Source organism: Rivibacter subsaxonicus (assembly GCF_004217215.1).
GTDB lineage: Bacteria > Pseudomonadota > Gammaproteobacteria > Burkholderiales > Burkholderiaceae_C > Rivibacter > Rivibacter subsaxonicus.
Genome location: NZ_SHKP01000004.1, coordinates 1040120 through 1053359, shown reverse-complemented (window position 1 = coordinate 1053359; position 13240 = coordinate 1040120). Strand labels below are relative to the sequence as shown.

The window sequence follows — 13240 nt, the reverse complement described above, 5'->3', positions numbered from 1 at the left end:
ATACCGCCACCAATACCGGCCAACCGGGCCGACGGCCGGTGCGGCAGCGGGCCAGGAGGGGCTTGGCGACCATGCAACCCGCGGAGATCAGCTCATTCGCCGACGTCTCGATGCCCGAGTCGCTGCGCCTGCTGGCCGAGCGGGCCGAGCTCAGGCGCTACCGCAAGGGCACGCTGCTGATCGAGGAAGGTGATCGCGGCGACACGCTCTACATCATCCTGGCCGGCTCGCTGCGCGCCTTCGCCATCGGCGAGCGCGACCGCGAGATCACCTACGGCGTCTACGGGCCGGGCGAGTACATCGGCGAGATGAGCCTGGACGGCGGGCCGCGCTCGGCCAGCGTCATCGCGCTCGAAGCCTCGGTCTGCGCGGTCGTCACGCAGACGACCCTGCTCGCCTTCATCGCGGAGCGGCCGGCGTTCGCGCTCGAGCTGATCGCCAAGCTGATCCGCCGGGCCCGGTCCGCCACGCTGAGCGCCAAGCAGCTGGCGCTCAACGATGTGTACGGGCGGCTGGCCGCGCTGCTCAACGCCCTGTCGGTGGCCCTGCCCGAGGGCGGGCGGCGGGTCGAGGAGCGCCTGACGCATCGCGAACTGGCCAGCCGGCTGGGCTGCTCGCGCGAGATGGTCAGCCGCTTGATGAAGGACCTCGAGACCGGCGGCTTCGTCGCCACCGATGGCGCGGGGCTCAGGCTGCTGCGCGCCTTGCCGGCGCGTTGGTAGGCAGCCTGCGCCCCGCCGGGCTGGCGATGCCGCATCAGCGGCTGGCCGAGCTGAGCGGCTCGCCGCGGACGCCGGCGAACTTGGCAACCAGCATCGCGAACTGCGGCGACGCGCGCATGCGCTCGTAGCGGGCCTGTGCCTGCCGGTATTCGGCGCTGAAGCTGGCGGTCGGATCCTCGCTCTTCTGCAGGTCGGCCAGGCCCGACTCGCGCCAGATCTGCAGATCGGCCATCACCTCGGCCCGGGTCAGCGGCTTGTCGAAGGCAGCGGCGTCGCCCTCTGCGGCCTGGGCCGAGCCTAGCGTGACCAGGCACATCGACAGGGTCAAGGCAGCCATGGCGGACTTCGTGTTCAAGGCGTTCATTGCGATTCCTTTCGGTGGACGGACTGGACATCGCCCGCGTGAGCGGGCTCTTTGTTCCCGAGAAGTGGCGCGACCGCTGTGGAGTGCGCTTCGCACGATGGATTGCATCCGGGTGAGAGAAGGCTAGGTGGCGTGGATGTCTGCTGCCTCGATCCATCTGGGGAGAAGGTGCCCCTGCGAGGCACTGCTTCACCTCAACTGAGGACATCGCGGCGCGAGCGATATCGACGCCGGGCACGCACAGGCGCGCACGACGAAGCACGGCGCCGATCCTGCCGCGGATCGGCGCCGTGCTTCGTGCTTCAGTACCGTCGGCGCGACGCCGACGCGGCGCTCAGGCGGCGCGACGCGACGTCTCGTTGACCAGTGACGGGCCGCCGCAATGCGCGCGCAGCACGCTCATCAGCGGCGGCAGCGAGGCGATGCGACCGAGCAGGTCGGGAATGCTCGCCGCGCCGGTCTTGGTGCGGATGCTGCTGATCTGGGTGCGCACCGTCGACAGCGCCACGCCGTTTCGGCGCGCGGCCTGCGTCGGCCGCACACCGTCGCAGAGCGCCTGCAGCACGCGCGTCTCGCCGTAGGAGAGCTGGTGGTTGCGCGCGAAGCTCTCGACGGCGAGTTCGCCGCAGACCTTGCGCTTCTCCAGCATGACCAGCACCGAGCGCGCGCTGTGCGTGCTGGGCAGGTCGAGCGGCACCACCGAGACGCACATCGGCCGGGCGCCATCGCCCAGGTTGAGCATCTTGCGACGGCCCTTCTCCAGCGCGTCCTTCAGCGCCGCGTACAGCGCGCCCTCGTCACGCGCATGACGGGCACCGAGCATGCTGCCGCGCAGCAGCAGCAACTCGGCATCGCCCAGCGTCTGGCGCGCTGCCGCGTTCATGTGGAAGGCGCGGAGATCGCCGTCCAGCAGCACCATGCCGTAGTCGATCTCCTCGATGGCCGCGGCGATCAACGCCCACATCCCCGCGGCGGCCGATCGTCGTTCCGGTCCGCTGTACGCGGCGGCCGGACGGTCGTGGGATGGCTGCTGAGGCCGGGAGCGCGAGATCAGGTCGAACATGCTGGTTCCCCTAGTTGGGAGTCGCGCCATTGCCGACTCACCGGGGAAAGACTAGTTCGGGGCCACCGCTGCGGCTGGGCAGTCTGCACCCGGCGGCAGGTGAATATTCACCTGCTCCGGCGCAACGCAAGGCCGGCTCAGCGCTCGACCGGCGGCGGTGGCGGCGCGGGAACCTCGCGCACCTCGACGTCGACCACCTCGCCGCGGCCGACGCCGGCGCCCGGGCCAGGTCGTTGCGGCATCCGGAAACGGCGCGCTTTGATGCGGCCGCCGCTGAGCAGCGCCGCCAAGCCGAGGAACAGCGCGCCGATCAGCCCGGCCACCAGCAGGCTGAACGCGAAGATCGCACCGGCGACGAACAGGACGGCACGCGTGAGGCCGCGGCCGATGCTGGAAAAGAAGTCTTGCATGGCCCTATTGTCGGCTCTGGCCCGCCACGGCGCCGCCGCGCTCGCGCGCGTGCCGCGCAGGCACCAAAAAATGGGCCACGCACCGTGCGTGCACGGGGCGTGGCCGAGGAAGCAGCGCAGGAGTCTTTGGGTTGCGCTGAAGAGGGATCGATTGCCTTGATGGGAACGGATCAGCAGTTCGGCGTCGCGCAGCGATCGGTGAGGTTCTGTGCGACGTTGACCGGTTGCTGCAGGTCGCGATGCCCCTCGATCACGACGCGCTCCAGCATCACGGTGCGGGTATCGGGCGAAGCGATGTCGGCCAGACCCGCCAGCTGCAGCGCGCTCAGTGAAACGGCGGCAACGGCGACGGCGATGCGGGTGCTCAGTGAGGTCAGTGCGGCGAGGGTCTGGGTGATCATGGCGTGCTCCTGGGAGGTCTGTTGTTGAAGGCTGTCGTTGTTCGATGGCTGAACTATCGGCGCGGCCTGCGCAAGGCGCCTGCGGTTTGCGACGAAGCGCCCCCTGCGCGGTCTGAACTGCAGCCAGCCCGGAACGAACGACCCTCGCGGCGGCGCCCTACACTGCCGCCACCCCTTTCGAAGAGACGCCGCTGCGACCCGCAGCGGCGCCCGTTTGTGACCGCTGCATGACGCTTGCCGGCCTGATTTCCCGTTTCGTGCGCAGCCACTGGGCGGCCTACGCCGCCTCCGCGCTGATGCTGTTCGGCGTGGCCCTGCTGACCGTGTGGCTGCCGCGCCAGGTCGGCCTGCTGGTCGACGGCCTGGTCGCCAACCGGCTGACGCCGCAGACGCTGGCGCTCGAACTCGCCAAGCTGGTCGGCGCGGGCCTGGCGATCTACTTCCTGCGGGTCGGCTGGCGGCTCAAGCTCTACGCCGCGGCCTACCGGCTCGGCGTCGAACTGCGCGCGCGGCTCTACCAGCGGCTGACGCTGCAGGGCCCGCCGTTCTTCCAGCAGCGCCGCACCGGCGACCTGATGGCCAACGCGACCAACGACATCGACGCCATCGAACTCGCCGCCGGCGAGGCGATGCTGGCCGGCTTCGACGGCACCATGACCCTGGTGCTGGTGGTGGCAGCGATGGCGATCGTGGTCGACCCGAAACTGGCGCTGGTGGCACTGCTGCCCTTCCCGCCGATGGCGCTGGCCTTCTGGTGGATCTCGCGCCACCTGCACGACGCCTCGCGCGACGCGCTCAACGCCTTCTCGCACCTCAACGACCATGTGCAGGAAACGCTGTCGGGCGTGCGCACGCTGCGCGCGCTCGGCCTCGAGCAGCGCTCCTCGGCCCGCTTTGCCGAACTCGCCGCCGACGCCGCCCGCGCCAGCGAGCGCGCGCAACGCTGGGAAGCGACCTACGAGCCGGCGGTCGGCGTCTCGCTGACCTTTGCCGTGGTGCTGACGCTGGGCTACGGCGGCTGGCGGGTCTGGCACGGCGAGCTGACGATCGGCGAGCTGACCAGCTTCAACCTCTACCTCGGCCAGCTGATCTGGCCGATGTTTGCCGCCGGCTGGGTGCTGAGCCTGATCGAGCGCGGCCGCGCCGCCTGGGGCCGGCTGCAGCCGGTGCTCGATGCGCCGCTGACGCTGGTCGACGAGGGCACGGAAACGCCCGCGCCACAGGCGCCGATCCGGCTCGAGCAGGTGCGCTTCGCCTACCCCGGCCAGGCCAGGCCCGCGCTCGACGGCGTCTCGCTGCTGCTGCCGGCCGGCCACACGCTGGGGTTGGTCGGCCCGACCGGCGCGGGAAAAAGCAGCGTGCTCAAGCTGCTGCTGCGCCAGTGGGATCCGCAATCGGGCACGCTGCACTGGGGCGCGACGCCACTGAACCAGCTCTCGCTGCAGGCCCTGCGCGAGCAGGTGGCCTGGGTGGCGCAGGAGGCCTTCCTGTTCTCGGCGACGGTGGCGCAGAACATCGCGCTGGCCAAGCCCGATGCGACGCGCGAGGAGGTGGTGCGCGCCGCGCGCATGGCCTCGCTGCACGAGGACATCGAGCGCCTGCCGCAGGGCTACGACACGCCGGTCGGCGAGCGCGGCGTCACGCTCTCGGGTGGGCAGCGCCAGCGGGTGGCGATCGCGCGCGCGCTGCTGGCCGACCGGCCGCTGCTGCTGCTCGACGACGCGCTGTCGGCGGTCGACACCCTCACCGAGTCGCGCATCCTGGCCCACCTGCGCGAACAGCGCGTCGGTCGCAGCGTGATCATCGCCAGCCACCGACTCAGCACGGTGATGGACGCCGACCACACGCTGGTGCTGCAGCATGGCCACGTGGTCGAGTCCGGCAGCCATGCCGAGTTGCTGGCGCGCGGCGGCTGGTACGCCGCTCAATGGCAGTACCAGCAGCTCGAGCAGCAGCTCGAGGCCGAGGAGCCGACGGCGGAGGAAGACGATGTCGTCGCCTGAGCTCGCCAACCCGGTCGAGGCGGCGACCGCGCCCCCACCCGCGCCGGCCCAGGCCCGGCGCGACGCCTTCGCGCTGCTGTGGAGCGCGGCCCGGCCCGACATCGGCCAGTTGCGCATCGGCGCCTTCGGCCTGGCCATCGCGGCCGGGCTCGAGGCGCTCGGCCCGGTGCTCGGCAAGCTGCTGATCGATCGCCACCTGCTGCCACAGGCGGGTCGCGGCGATCCGGAGCTGCTGCAGATCGGCGGCCTGCTGCTCGGCGCGCTGCTGGCCGGCTGCCTCGCGTCGCTGATCCGCTACGGCCAGCTGGTGCGGCTGGCCGGGCTGGCGATGCGTTCGGTGCGGCGGCTGCGCGAGCAGGTCTACGGCCATGTGCTGCGGCTGCCGATGGCCTATTTCGACCGTGCGATCACCGGCCAGCTGGTGAGCCGCGTCACCAACGACACCGAGGCGGTGCAGCAGCTCTACGTGCAGGTGCTGTTCGTGATGCTCGACAGCCTGATCCTGCTGCTTGGCCTGCTGCTGGCGATGGCCTGGCTCGATCTCAAGCTGATGAGCATCGTCGCGGTGCTGCTGCCGGCGGTGGTGGCGATCGTCTGGCTCTACCAGCGGCTGTCGGCGCCGGCGGTGGCGCGCTCGCGCGAGCTGCGCAGCGAGCTCAACGCGCAGATGGCCGAGAGCATCGCCGGCATGGCGGTGCTGCAGGCCGACAACGCCGCACCCCGCTTCGCGCAGCGCTACACCGGCGTCAACGAGGCGCACTACGCCTCGCGCCGCATCGAGCTGCGCGCCAATGCCTGGCTGCTGCGACCGGCGCTCGACCTGCTCAACGTCGCGCTGCTGGCGTCGGTGATCGGGCTGTTCGGGCTGCGCCAGTTCGAGGCCACCGCCGGCGGCGGCCTGAGTGCGGTCGAGATCGGCGTGCTCTATGCCTTCATCAGCTACGTGAGCCGGGTGGTCGACCCGCTGATCCAGATCACGATGCAGTTCTCGCAACTGCAGCAGGCGGTGGTGTCGGCGGCGCGCGTCAACGTGCTGCTGCGCGAGGCCGAGGCGGCCCAGCCGGCCAGCACGGCCGAGGTCTCGCGCGGCGCGGTCTCGGTGCGCGACCTGAGCTTTGCCTACCTGCCGGGGCGGCCGGTGCTGCATCACCTGAAGCTCGAGATCGAGCCGGGCGAGTTCATCGGCGTGGTCGGCCACACCGGCAGCGGCAAGAGCACGCTGCTGTCGCTGTTGTTGCGCTTCTATCCGGCGCCGGCCGGTGCGCTGTGCGTCGACGGACTGCCGGTCGAGGCGCTCGGCGAAGAGGCCTTCCGCGCCGCGCTCGGCCTGGTGCCGCAGGAGCCCTTCCTGCTGGCGGCCAGTGCGCGCGAGAACATCGCGATGGGCCGCGCGCTGAGCGACGCGCAGGTGCGCGCCGCGGCCGAGGCGGCGCGCGCGCACGACTTCATCGCCGCGCTCGAGCAGGGCTACGACACCCCGCTCGGCGAGGGCGGCGCCCGGCTCTCGGTCGGCCAGAAGCAGCTGATCGCGATCGCGCGCGCGCTGGCCGGCGCACCCAAGATATTGCTGCTCGACGAGGCCACCAGTCACATCGACAGCGCCACCGAGCGCGAGGTGCAGCTTGCGCTCGACGCGCTGCGCGGGCGCGTGACGACGATCGCGATCGCGCACCGGCTGTCGACGATCCGCGACGCCGACCGCATCGTCGTGATGAATCACGGCCGCATCGCCGAGCTCGGCCCGCATGATGCGCTGATGCAGATCGAGGGCGGCATCTACCGCCGGCTCTACGAGCTGCAGCGGCTGGAAGAAGACGAAGAGATCAACGAGGAGGACGCCACATGAACCGCTTGTTCCCACTGCGCCGCGCCTGGCTCGCGGCCAGCGCCGCGCTGGCGATGCTGGCCATCACCGGTTGCGCCACCGTCGACGCGGTCGACAAGAAGTACGCCCGCACCGAGGACCTCGCGGTCGCCGAGCGCCAGGTGCGCTCGCACGAGAGCGACTTCGCGAGCACGATGGCCGAACGCGACTTCGCGGGCTTCCAGAGCTTCCTGTCGGAGGAGGCGGTGTTCTTCTCCGGCCCGCCGGGCGCCGAGGCGCTGCGCGGCAGGGCCGCGGTGGCGGCCCACTGGCAGCGCTGGTTCGAGGGGCCGAAGGCGCCGTTCTCGTGGTCGCCGGAAAAGGTCGAGGTGCTCGAGTCCGGCACGCTGGCGATCTCCACCGGCCCGGTCTACGACCCGAACGGCCGCCAGATTGCGACCTTCACCTCGATCTGGCGCAAGGAAGGCGCCGCCAAGTGGCGCGTCGTGTTCGACAAGGGCTGCAACTGCGGCGACCGGCGCTGATGCGCGCCTAGACGGCTAGCGTGTAGACCTCGGCGGCGCCGCGCTCGGCGGCGCTGTGGCCCTCGAGCGCGCGATCCCACTCGGCGCCACCGGCGCCCCTGGCGGGCACCAGTCCTGCCGTCATCTGCGCGGCTTCCTCGGTCGCGGCATCGAACTCGGCCACCTGCTCGCGCGTGTCCAGAAAGAGGCGCGCGATGGCAACCCCTCCGGAGTCGATCACGACCAGGTAACGCGCCGGCTTGCGATGCTCGGTCTGGGCATGCGCACGCGGCGACTCGCTTCCGAAGCCTTGGTTCATGCCCACATGGTGCCACCGCCGGCGCGCGCCGGGGGCCTCACTCGATGGTGACGTTGGCCTGCTTGACCAGCCTGGCGAATTTCTCGGTCTCGCCCTTGATCTGCTGCGCCATCTGCTCGGGCGTGTTGCCGATCGGCTCGGCGCCGATCTCCTCCATGCGCTTCCTGAAGTCGGGCGACTGGATGATCTTGATCATCTCGGTCGACAGCCGGGCCACGATGTCCTTGGGCGTGGCCGCCGGCGCCAGCACGCCGAACCAGGTGCCGATGTCGAAGTCCTTCAGCCCCGCCTCGGCCAGCGAGGGCACCTCGGGCAGCGAGCTCGACCGCTTGGCGGTGGTGACCGCCAGCGCGCGCAGCTTGCCGGCCTTGATGTGCTGCAGCACCGGCGTGATGGTGTCGAAGGACATCGTGACCTGGCCGCCCAGCAGGTCGGTCGTCAGCGGGCCGCTGCCCTTGTAGGGGATGTGCAGCAGGTTCGTGCCGGTGAGGTTCTCGAACTGGGTGCCGATCAGGTGCTGGGCCGTGCCGTTGCCGTTGGAGCCGTAGCTCAGCTCCGGCTTGGCCGACTTGGCCAGCGTCACGAGCTCGGCCACCGACTTCGCCGATGAACTGGCGTTGACGACCAGCACGTTCGGCACCATCGCGATCGTTGTCAGCGGCGCGAAGTCCTTCTGGAAGTCGTAGGGCAGCTTCTTGTAGACGCTGCTGGCGATCGTGTGGTGCACCGCGCCCACCAGCAGCGTGTAGCCGTCGGGCCGGGCCCTGGCGACGAAGTCGGCGCCCAGCGTCGCGCCGGCGCCTGGCTTGCTCTCGACGATCACGGTCTGGCCAAGGCTGAGCGTCAGCTTCTCCGCGAGCGCGCGGGCCAGCACGTCGGTGGTGCCGCCGGCCGGGAACGGCACGACCAGCGTGACCGGCTTGCTGGGCCAGCTCTCGGCCCGCGTTGCGCCCGCAACAGCGGTCAGCGCGATAGCGGCGCCGGCCGCGAGCAGCGCGCGGCGCGTGAAGGGATGCGGGCGATGGCAAGCCTTGCCGGTAGAACGGGCCATGGTCTTTGTCTCCTGTCGTTTGAATGAGGTCCCGGCGCGCCTCAGCGCGCGGCAGCCGCGAGCTGGCGGCACACGGCCTGGGTCACGTCGACGGTGTTCGCCTTGCCGCCCAGGTCGCGCGTGTGCAGCGCGGGCGTGGCGGTGACGGTCTCGATGGCCTGCATCAGCCGCTGCGCGGCGCCGCGCTCGCCCAGGTGTTCGAGCAGCATCACGCAGGACCAGAAGGTGCCCACCGGATTGGCCAGGCCCTTGCCCATGATGTCGAAGGCCGAGCCGTGGATCGGCTCGAACATGCTGGGATAGCGGCGCTCGGGATCGATGTTGCCGGTGGGCGCGATGCCCAGGCTGCCGGCCAGCGCCGCGGCCAGGTCGCTGAGGATGTCGGCGTGCAGGTTGGTCGCGACGATGGTGTCCAGGCTCGCAGGCCGGTTGACCATGCGCGCGGTCATCGCGTCGACCAGCTCCTTGTCCCAGCGCACGTCCGGGAACTCGCTCGCCACCTCGGCCGCGATCTGGTCCCACATCACCATCGCGTGGCGCTGTGCGTTGCTCTTGGTGACCACCGTCAGCAGCTTGCGCGGTCGCGTGCGCGCCAGCTCGAAGGCGTAGCGCAGCACGCGCTCGACGCCGACGCGGGTCATGATCGAGACATCGGTCGCCGCCTCGATCGGATGACCCTGGTGCACGCGCCCGCCGACGCCGGAGTACTCGCCCTCGGAGTTCTCGCGCACGATCACCCAGTCGAGGTCCGCCGGCTGGCAGCGCTTCAGCGGCGCGTCGATGCCGGGCAGGATGCGCGTCGGCCGCACGTTGGCGTACTGGTCGAAGCCCTGGCAGATCTTCAGCCGCAGGCCCCACAGCGTGACGTGGTCGGGGATGTGCGGGTCGCCGGCCGAGCCGAACAGGATCGCGTCCTTGCCGCGCAGCGCGTCGAGCCCGTCGGCCGGCATCATCTCGCCGTGCGCGCGGTACCAGTCGCCGCCCCAGCCGAAGTCCTCGAACTCGAAGCCGAAGCTGCCGTCGGCGGCCGCCAGGGCCTCCAGCACCTTCTGGCCGGCGGGCACGACCTCCTTGCCGATGCCGTCTCCGGGAATGGTGGCGATGCGATAGGTCTTCATGGCGAGTCCGTGTTCAAGAGAGTTGCGCTGGAGATGACTCTAGGTGCCGCCACCCTGGCCGGATGAGCGCTAAAGTGAAAGCATCGTCAACCTCAAGTTGACGATGGAGACGCGATGGGACCCGGCATCCAGCCCGCAGACCTGGGCTTTCTGGTCACGCTGGCGGCCAACGGCAGCCTCAGCGCCGCGGCGCGCGAACTCGGGGTCTCGAAGGCGGGCGTCAGCAAGCGGCTGGCGACGATCGAGGCCCGCACCGGCGTGGCGCTGGTCAACCGCAGCACGCGGCGCCTGAGCCTCACGCCCGAGGGCGACGCGGTCGTCGAGCGCGCGCGGCGCATCCTCGGCGACATCGAGGAGCTCGACCAGCTGCTGGTGCGATCGAAGCAGCTGCCGAAGGGGCTGCTGCGCGTCAATGCGACGCTCGGCTTCGGGCGCAGCCACGTGGCGCCCGTCATCTCGCGCTTCGTGCGGCGGCATCCGGAGGTCGAAGTCCAGCTCCAGCTGTCGGTCAACCCGCCGCCGCTGACCGACGAGGCCTTCGACGTCTGCATCCGCTTCGGCCCGCCGCCCGACGCGCGCGTGATCGCGCGCAAGCTGGCCGACAACCGCCGCCTGCTGTGCGCGGCGCCGGCCTACCTCGAGCGCAACGGAAGCCCGAGGACGCCGCAGGAGCTGGTGCGCCACAACTGCATCGGCATCCGCCAGGGCGACGAGGCCTACGGCACCTGGCGGCTGTCGAGCGGCCGCGGCGCGCGCCAGCGATCCGAGACCGTGAAGACGCGCGGCAACCTCGCGACCAACGACGGCGAGATCGCCGTCAACTGGGCACTCGAGGGCCACGGCATCGTGATGCGCGCCGAATGGGACGTTGCCCGCCACCTGCACAGCGGCCGCCTGGTGCCGGTGCTGCCGCAGTGGGACACGCCCGAGGCCGATGTCTACGCCGTCTACCCGCAGCGCCTGCAGCTGTCGACGCGCGTGCGCGCCTTCGTGGAGTTCATCGCCGAATCCTTCGGGACGCGGCGGTCGGAGCGGCAACGCGCCGAGGCGGCGACGGGTTCAGCGGCGAAGGGTTGAGTTGATTCGGTGACGGGTTCCGACCCACAGCAGCCCGACACGTCCCGGGGAAGCGGACATCACTGCGCGTGGGCCCCATCGCACACGACCCGTGTGGGCGTCCTAGGATTCGCGAGCGTTGGCGAGCGCGTAGTCCACGAAAGCCTTCAGCTTTGACGGCTGCTGCCGCCGGCTGGGGTAGTACAGGTAGAAGCCGGGGAAGGTCGGCGAGAACTCGGCCAACACCTGCTTCAGACGCTTGCTTCGCAGGTGCGGGCGCGCGAGCGGCTCGAAGGTGTACGCCAGCCCGATTCCGTCCAGAGCAGCCTCCGCAGAGAACAGCGAATCGCTGATCGTCAGACTGCCGGCGATCTCGTAGTCGACAATCCGATCGTCGACCTTCAGCTCCCACTTGTGGATGGCCCCGCTGCCTGTGAACCGAAATCGCACGCAGCGGTGATGAACCAGGTCGGACGGGTGCTGCGGCGCCGGATGGCGTCTGAAATAGTCCGGTGAGCCGACGATGGCCACCGACACCGGGCCACCGAGCGGGACGGCGACCATGTCCTTCTGGACGCTCTCGCCCAGCCGAACGCCGGCGTCGAACCCCCGCTCGACGATGTCGACATAACCCTCGTCATTGCTCAGCTCGACTTGAACGTCCGGGTGGGCCTTCAGGAAGCCGGCCAGCAGGGGCTGCAGCACCATGGCCACGGAGATGCGGGCGGCGTTGATGCGCAGCACACCCGACGGCCGACCCTGGAGCGCATGCAGCTGTTCCCCGGCTTCCAGCACGTCGCCCAGCGCCGGGCCGATCCGCGACAGATACGCCTCGCCGGCCTCGGTCAGGCTGACGCTGCGCGTCGTCCGATTCAGCAACCGAACGCCGAGCCGGGCCTCCAGCGTGCGGATCGCCTGGCTCAGCGCCGAGGGCGAGACCTCCAGCGCCGCAGCGGCGGCAGAGAAGCCGCGGTGCTGCGCCACCTTCCAGAAAGCGAGCAGTCCGTCGAGCTGATTGAGCCGCATGCTTTGAAGAATACCTTCATATGGTCTTCAGAGTTAGGCCATTTTTCTTCTCAGTCGCTCTCCCTAAAGTGACGATTAACGAGAAGGGAATCTGCATCGTGCCCAACCTGTTCGACCCATACACGCTCAAGGGCGTGACCCTGCGCAACCGCATCGCCGCGTCGCCGATGTGCCAGTACATGGCCAGTGCAGGGCTCGTCTCCGACTGGCACCTGCCGCACTACACGGCGCTGGCGCGCGGCGGTGCGGGGCTCGTCGTCGTCGAGGCCACCGCCGTGTCGCCCGAGGGGCGCATTACTCCGGGCGACCTCGGCCTGTGGAGCGACGAGCATCTGCCCGGGCTGGCGTCGATCGTGGGCGCGATCTCGAAGGCGGGGGCCGTCCCTGGCATCCAGCTCGGCCACGCCGGTCGCAAGGCCGGCTGCCTGCCGCCGTGGGAGGGTGGCGCACCGCTGCCAGCCGATCACGCCAAGGCTTGGGAGCCCATTGCGCCGTCCGCATTGCCGTTCATGCCGGAGCAACCGCATGTGCCCAGGGCCATGACGATCGCGGAGATTCGGCGGGTTCAGCAGGACTTCGCCGCGGCAGCCCAGCGCGCTGCGCAGGCCGGCTTCCAGTGGCTCGAGTTGCACTTCGCGCACGGCTTCCTGGCGCAGAACTTCCTGTCGACACACTCGAACCAGCGCGACGACGCCTACGGCGGTTCGCTCGTCAACCGAGCGCGCTTCCTCGTCGAGACGGTCGCCGCGGTGCGGCGTGTGTGGCCGACGGCCTTGCCGCTGACGATGCGCTTGGGCGTGGTCGAGTTCGACGGCCGCGACGACGAGACGCTGGCCGAGGCTATCCAGGTGTTGAAGTGGCTCAAGGCCGAAGGCGTGGACCTGGTCGACGTCGGCATCGGCTTCTCGACCCCTGGCGCCGTGCCGTGGTCGCCAAACATGCTCGTGCCACTGGCGGCGCGAATTCGCGCCGAGACTGGGCTGGCCGTCACGACCAGCTGGTTGATCACCGATGCCCGCCAGGCGGACAGCTTCGTGCGTGACCGCCAGGTCGACCTGGTGATGCTGGCCCGGCCGCTGCTGGCCAATCCGCACTGGCCGTATGCCGCGGCCCGCGAGCTGGCGATCGACCGGCCAGCCTCGGTGCTGCCCACCCCCTACGCGTTCTGGCTGCAAGGCTGGAGCGGAGCATGAACCACCCTGAACCCAAGGACATCTCGATGGACAAGCACAGCACAAGCGCCGGACCGGCGCCAGCGATCCACCGCCCCCTCAGCCGCCGCGACCTCCTGGTCGGGACCGCCGTCGCCGGCATGGGACTGGCCCTCAACTCTTCGTCATGGGCCGCATTGCCTGATCAGCCCAACGCCAACACCCAAC

The 13240-nt window shown here is 70.2% G+C and carries 14 protein-coding genes; 6 read left to right on the top strand and 8 right to left on the bottom strand.

Annotated elements, in window-relative coordinates:
* Positions 1 to 71: 71 nt before the first annotated feature.
* The gene (locus EV670_RS04905) at positions 72 to 722 is read left to right on the top strand and encodes a Crp/Fnr family transcriptional regulator (RefSeq protein WP_130430658.1); all 651 of its coding nucleotides are present in this window, start codon (positions 72 to 74) and stop codon (positions 720 to 722) included.
* Positions 723 to 756: 34 nt separating this feature from the next.
* On the opposite strand, the gene EV670_RS04900 is transcribed toward EV670_RS04905, so the two are convergent.
* From EV670_RS04900 to EV670_RS04885, 4 genes are all read right to left on the bottom strand, one after another.
* The gene (locus tag EV670_RS04900) at positions 757 to 1086 is read right to left on the bottom strand and encodes a DUF4148 domain-containing protein (RefSeq protein WP_278044407.1); all 330 of its coding nucleotides are present in this window, start codon (positions 1084 to 1086) and stop codon (positions 757 to 759) included.
* A 334-nt stretch (positions 1087 to 1420) separates the two neighbouring features.
* A complete protein-coding gene (locus tag EV670_RS04895; RefSeq protein WP_130430656.1) occupies positions 1421 to 2149 on the bottom strand; it encodes a helix-turn-helix transcriptional regulator in 729 nt (242 codons plus the stop codon).
* 137 nt (positions 2150 to 2286) lie between these two features.
* A complete protein-coding gene (locus EV670_RS04890; RefSeq protein WP_130430655.1) occupies positions 2287 to 2559 on the bottom strand; it encodes a hypothetical protein in 273 nt (90 codons plus the stop codon).
* Positions 2560 to 2729: 170 nt separating this feature from the next.
* Positions 2730 to 2960, bottom strand: coding sequence for a hypothetical protein (locus tag EV670_RS04885; RefSeq protein WP_130430654.1), 231 nt, complete (start codon positions 2958 to 2960; stop codon positions 2730 to 2732).
* Between the two features lie 227 nt (positions 2961 to 3187).
* On the opposite strand from EV670_RS04885, the gene EV670_RS04880 reads away from it, so the two are divergent.
* The 3 genes from EV670_RS04880 to EV670_RS04870 are packed head-to-tail and all read left to right on the top strand — an operon-like array spanning position 3188 to position 7312.
* Positions 3188 to 4963, top strand: a complete 1776-nt coding sequence (locus EV670_RS04880; protein ID WP_130430653.1) for an ABC transporter ATP-binding protein — start codon at positions 3188 to 3190, stop codon at positions 4961 to 4963.
* Positions 4950 to 6809: an ABC transporter ATP-binding protein gene (locus EV670_RS04875; RefSeq protein WP_130430652.1), complete on the top strand. Its 1860-nt coding sequence runs from the start codon at positions 4950 to 4952 to the stop codon at positions 6807 to 6809. Before EV670_RS04880 ends, EV670_RS04875 begins: the two co-directional genes overlap by 14 nt.
* Positions 6806 to 7312, top strand: a complete 507-nt coding sequence (locus EV670_RS04870; RefSeq protein WP_242616837.1) for a YybH family protein — start codon at positions 6806 to 6808, stop codon at positions 7310 to 7312. The genes EV670_RS04875 and EV670_RS04870 overlap by 4 nt, the downstream gene beginning before the upstream one ends.
* Before the next feature lie 7 nt (positions 7313 to 7319).
* Here EV670_RS04870 and EV670_RS04865 read toward each other — a convergent pair whose 3' ends face one another.
* The 3 genes from EV670_RS04865 to EV670_RS04855 are packed head-to-tail and all read right to left on the bottom strand — an operon-like array spanning position 7320 to position 9779.
* A complete protein-coding gene (locus EV670_RS04865; protein WP_130430651.1) occupies positions 7320 to 7610 on the bottom strand; it encodes a hypothetical protein in 291 nt (96 codons plus the stop codon).
* A gap of 37 nt (positions 7611 to 7647) precedes the next feature.
* The gene (locus EV670_RS04860) at positions 7648 to 8661 is read right to left on the bottom strand and encodes a tripartite tricarboxylate transporter substrate binding protein (RefSeq protein WP_130430650.1); all 1014 of its coding nucleotides are present in this window, start codon (positions 8659 to 8661) and stop codon (positions 7648 to 7650) included.
* 41 nt (positions 8662 to 8702) lie between these two features.
* Positions 8703 to 9779, bottom strand: coding sequence for a tartrate dehydrogenase (locus EV670_RS04855; RefSeq protein ID WP_130430649.1), 1077 nt, complete (start codon positions 9777 to 9779; stop codon positions 8703 to 8705).
* 114 nt (positions 9780 to 9893) lie between these two features.
* Between EV670_RS04855 and EV670_RS04850 the strand changes: the two genes are divergently transcribed.
* The gene (locus EV670_RS04850; RefSeq protein WP_130430648.1) at positions 9894 to 10856 is read left to right on the top strand and encodes a LysR substrate-binding domain-containing protein; all 963 of its coding nucleotides are present in this window, start codon (positions 9894 to 9896) and stop codon (positions 10854 to 10856) included.
* 102 nt (positions 10857 to 10958) lie between these two features.
* On the opposite strand, the gene EV670_RS04845 is transcribed toward EV670_RS04850, so the two are convergent.
* A complete protein-coding gene (locus tag EV670_RS04845; RefSeq protein ID WP_130430647.1) occupies positions 10959 to 11861 on the bottom strand; it encodes a LysR family transcriptional regulator in 903 nt (300 codons plus the stop codon).
* Positions 11862 to 11959: 98 nt separating this feature from the next.
* On the opposite strand from EV670_RS04845, the gene EV670_RS04840 reads away from it, so the two are divergent.
* Positions 11960 to 13054 carry an NADH:flavin oxidoreductase/NADH oxidase gene (locus EV670_RS04840; protein ID WP_130430646.1) on the top strand — a complete coding sequence of 365 codons (1095 nt, stop codon included), beginning with the start codon at positions 11960 to 11962 and terminating at the stop codon, positions 13052 to 13054.
* Positions 13055 to 13240 lie beyond the last annotated feature (186 nt).

Coding starts and splice junctions, on each gene's coding strand:
- EV670_RS04860 (WP_130430650.1), bottom strand. CDS start 8,661: ATGGCCCGTTCTACCGGCAAGGCTTGCCATCGCCCGCATCCCTTCACG.
- EV670_RS04880 (WP_130430653.1), top strand. CDS start 3,188: ATGACGCTTGCCGGCCTGATTTCCCGTTTCGTGCGCAGCCACTGGGCG.
- EV670_RS04890 (WP_130430655.1), bottom strand. CDS start 2,559: ATGCAAGACTTCTTTTCCAGCATCGGCCGCGGCCTCACGCGTGCCGTC.
- EV670_RS04900 (WP_278044407.1), bottom strand. CDS start 1,086: ATGAACGCCTTGAACACGAAGTCCGCCATGGCTGCCTTGACCCTGTCG.
- EV670_RS04895 (WP_130430656.1), bottom strand. CDS start 2,149: ATGTTCGACCTGATCTCGCGCTCCCGGCCTCAGCAGCCATCCCACGAC.
- EV670_RS04905 (WP_130430658.1), top strand. CDS start 72: ATGCAACCCGCGGAGATCAGCTCATTCGCCGACGTCTCGATGCCCGAG.
- EV670_RS04885 (WP_130430654.1), bottom strand. CDS start 2,960: ATGATCACCCAGACCCTCGCCGCACTGACCTCACTGAGCACCCGCATC.
- EV670_RS04845 (WP_130430647.1), bottom strand. CDS start 11,861: ATGCGGCTCAATCAGCTCGACGGACTGCTCGCTTTCTGGAAGGTGGCG.
- EV670_RS04850 (WP_130430648.1), top strand. CDS start 9,894: ATGGGACCCGGCATCCAGCCCGCAGACCTGGGCTTTCTGGTCACGCTG.
- EV670_RS04870 (WP_242616837.1), top strand. CDS start 6,806: ATGAACCGCTTGTTCCCACTGCGCCGCGCCTGGCTCGCGGCCAGCGCC.
- EV670_RS04865 (WP_130430651.1), bottom strand. CDS start 7,610: ATGAACCAAGGCTTCGGAAGCGAGTCGCCGCGTGCGCATGCCCAGACC.
- EV670_RS04855 (WP_130430649.1), bottom strand. CDS start 9,779: ATGAAGACCTATCGCATCGCCACCATTCCCGGAGACGGCATCGGCAAG.
- EV670_RS04875 (WP_130430652.1), top strand. CDS start 4,950: ATGTCGTCGCCTGAGCTCGCCAACCCGGTCGAGGCGGCGACCGCGCCC.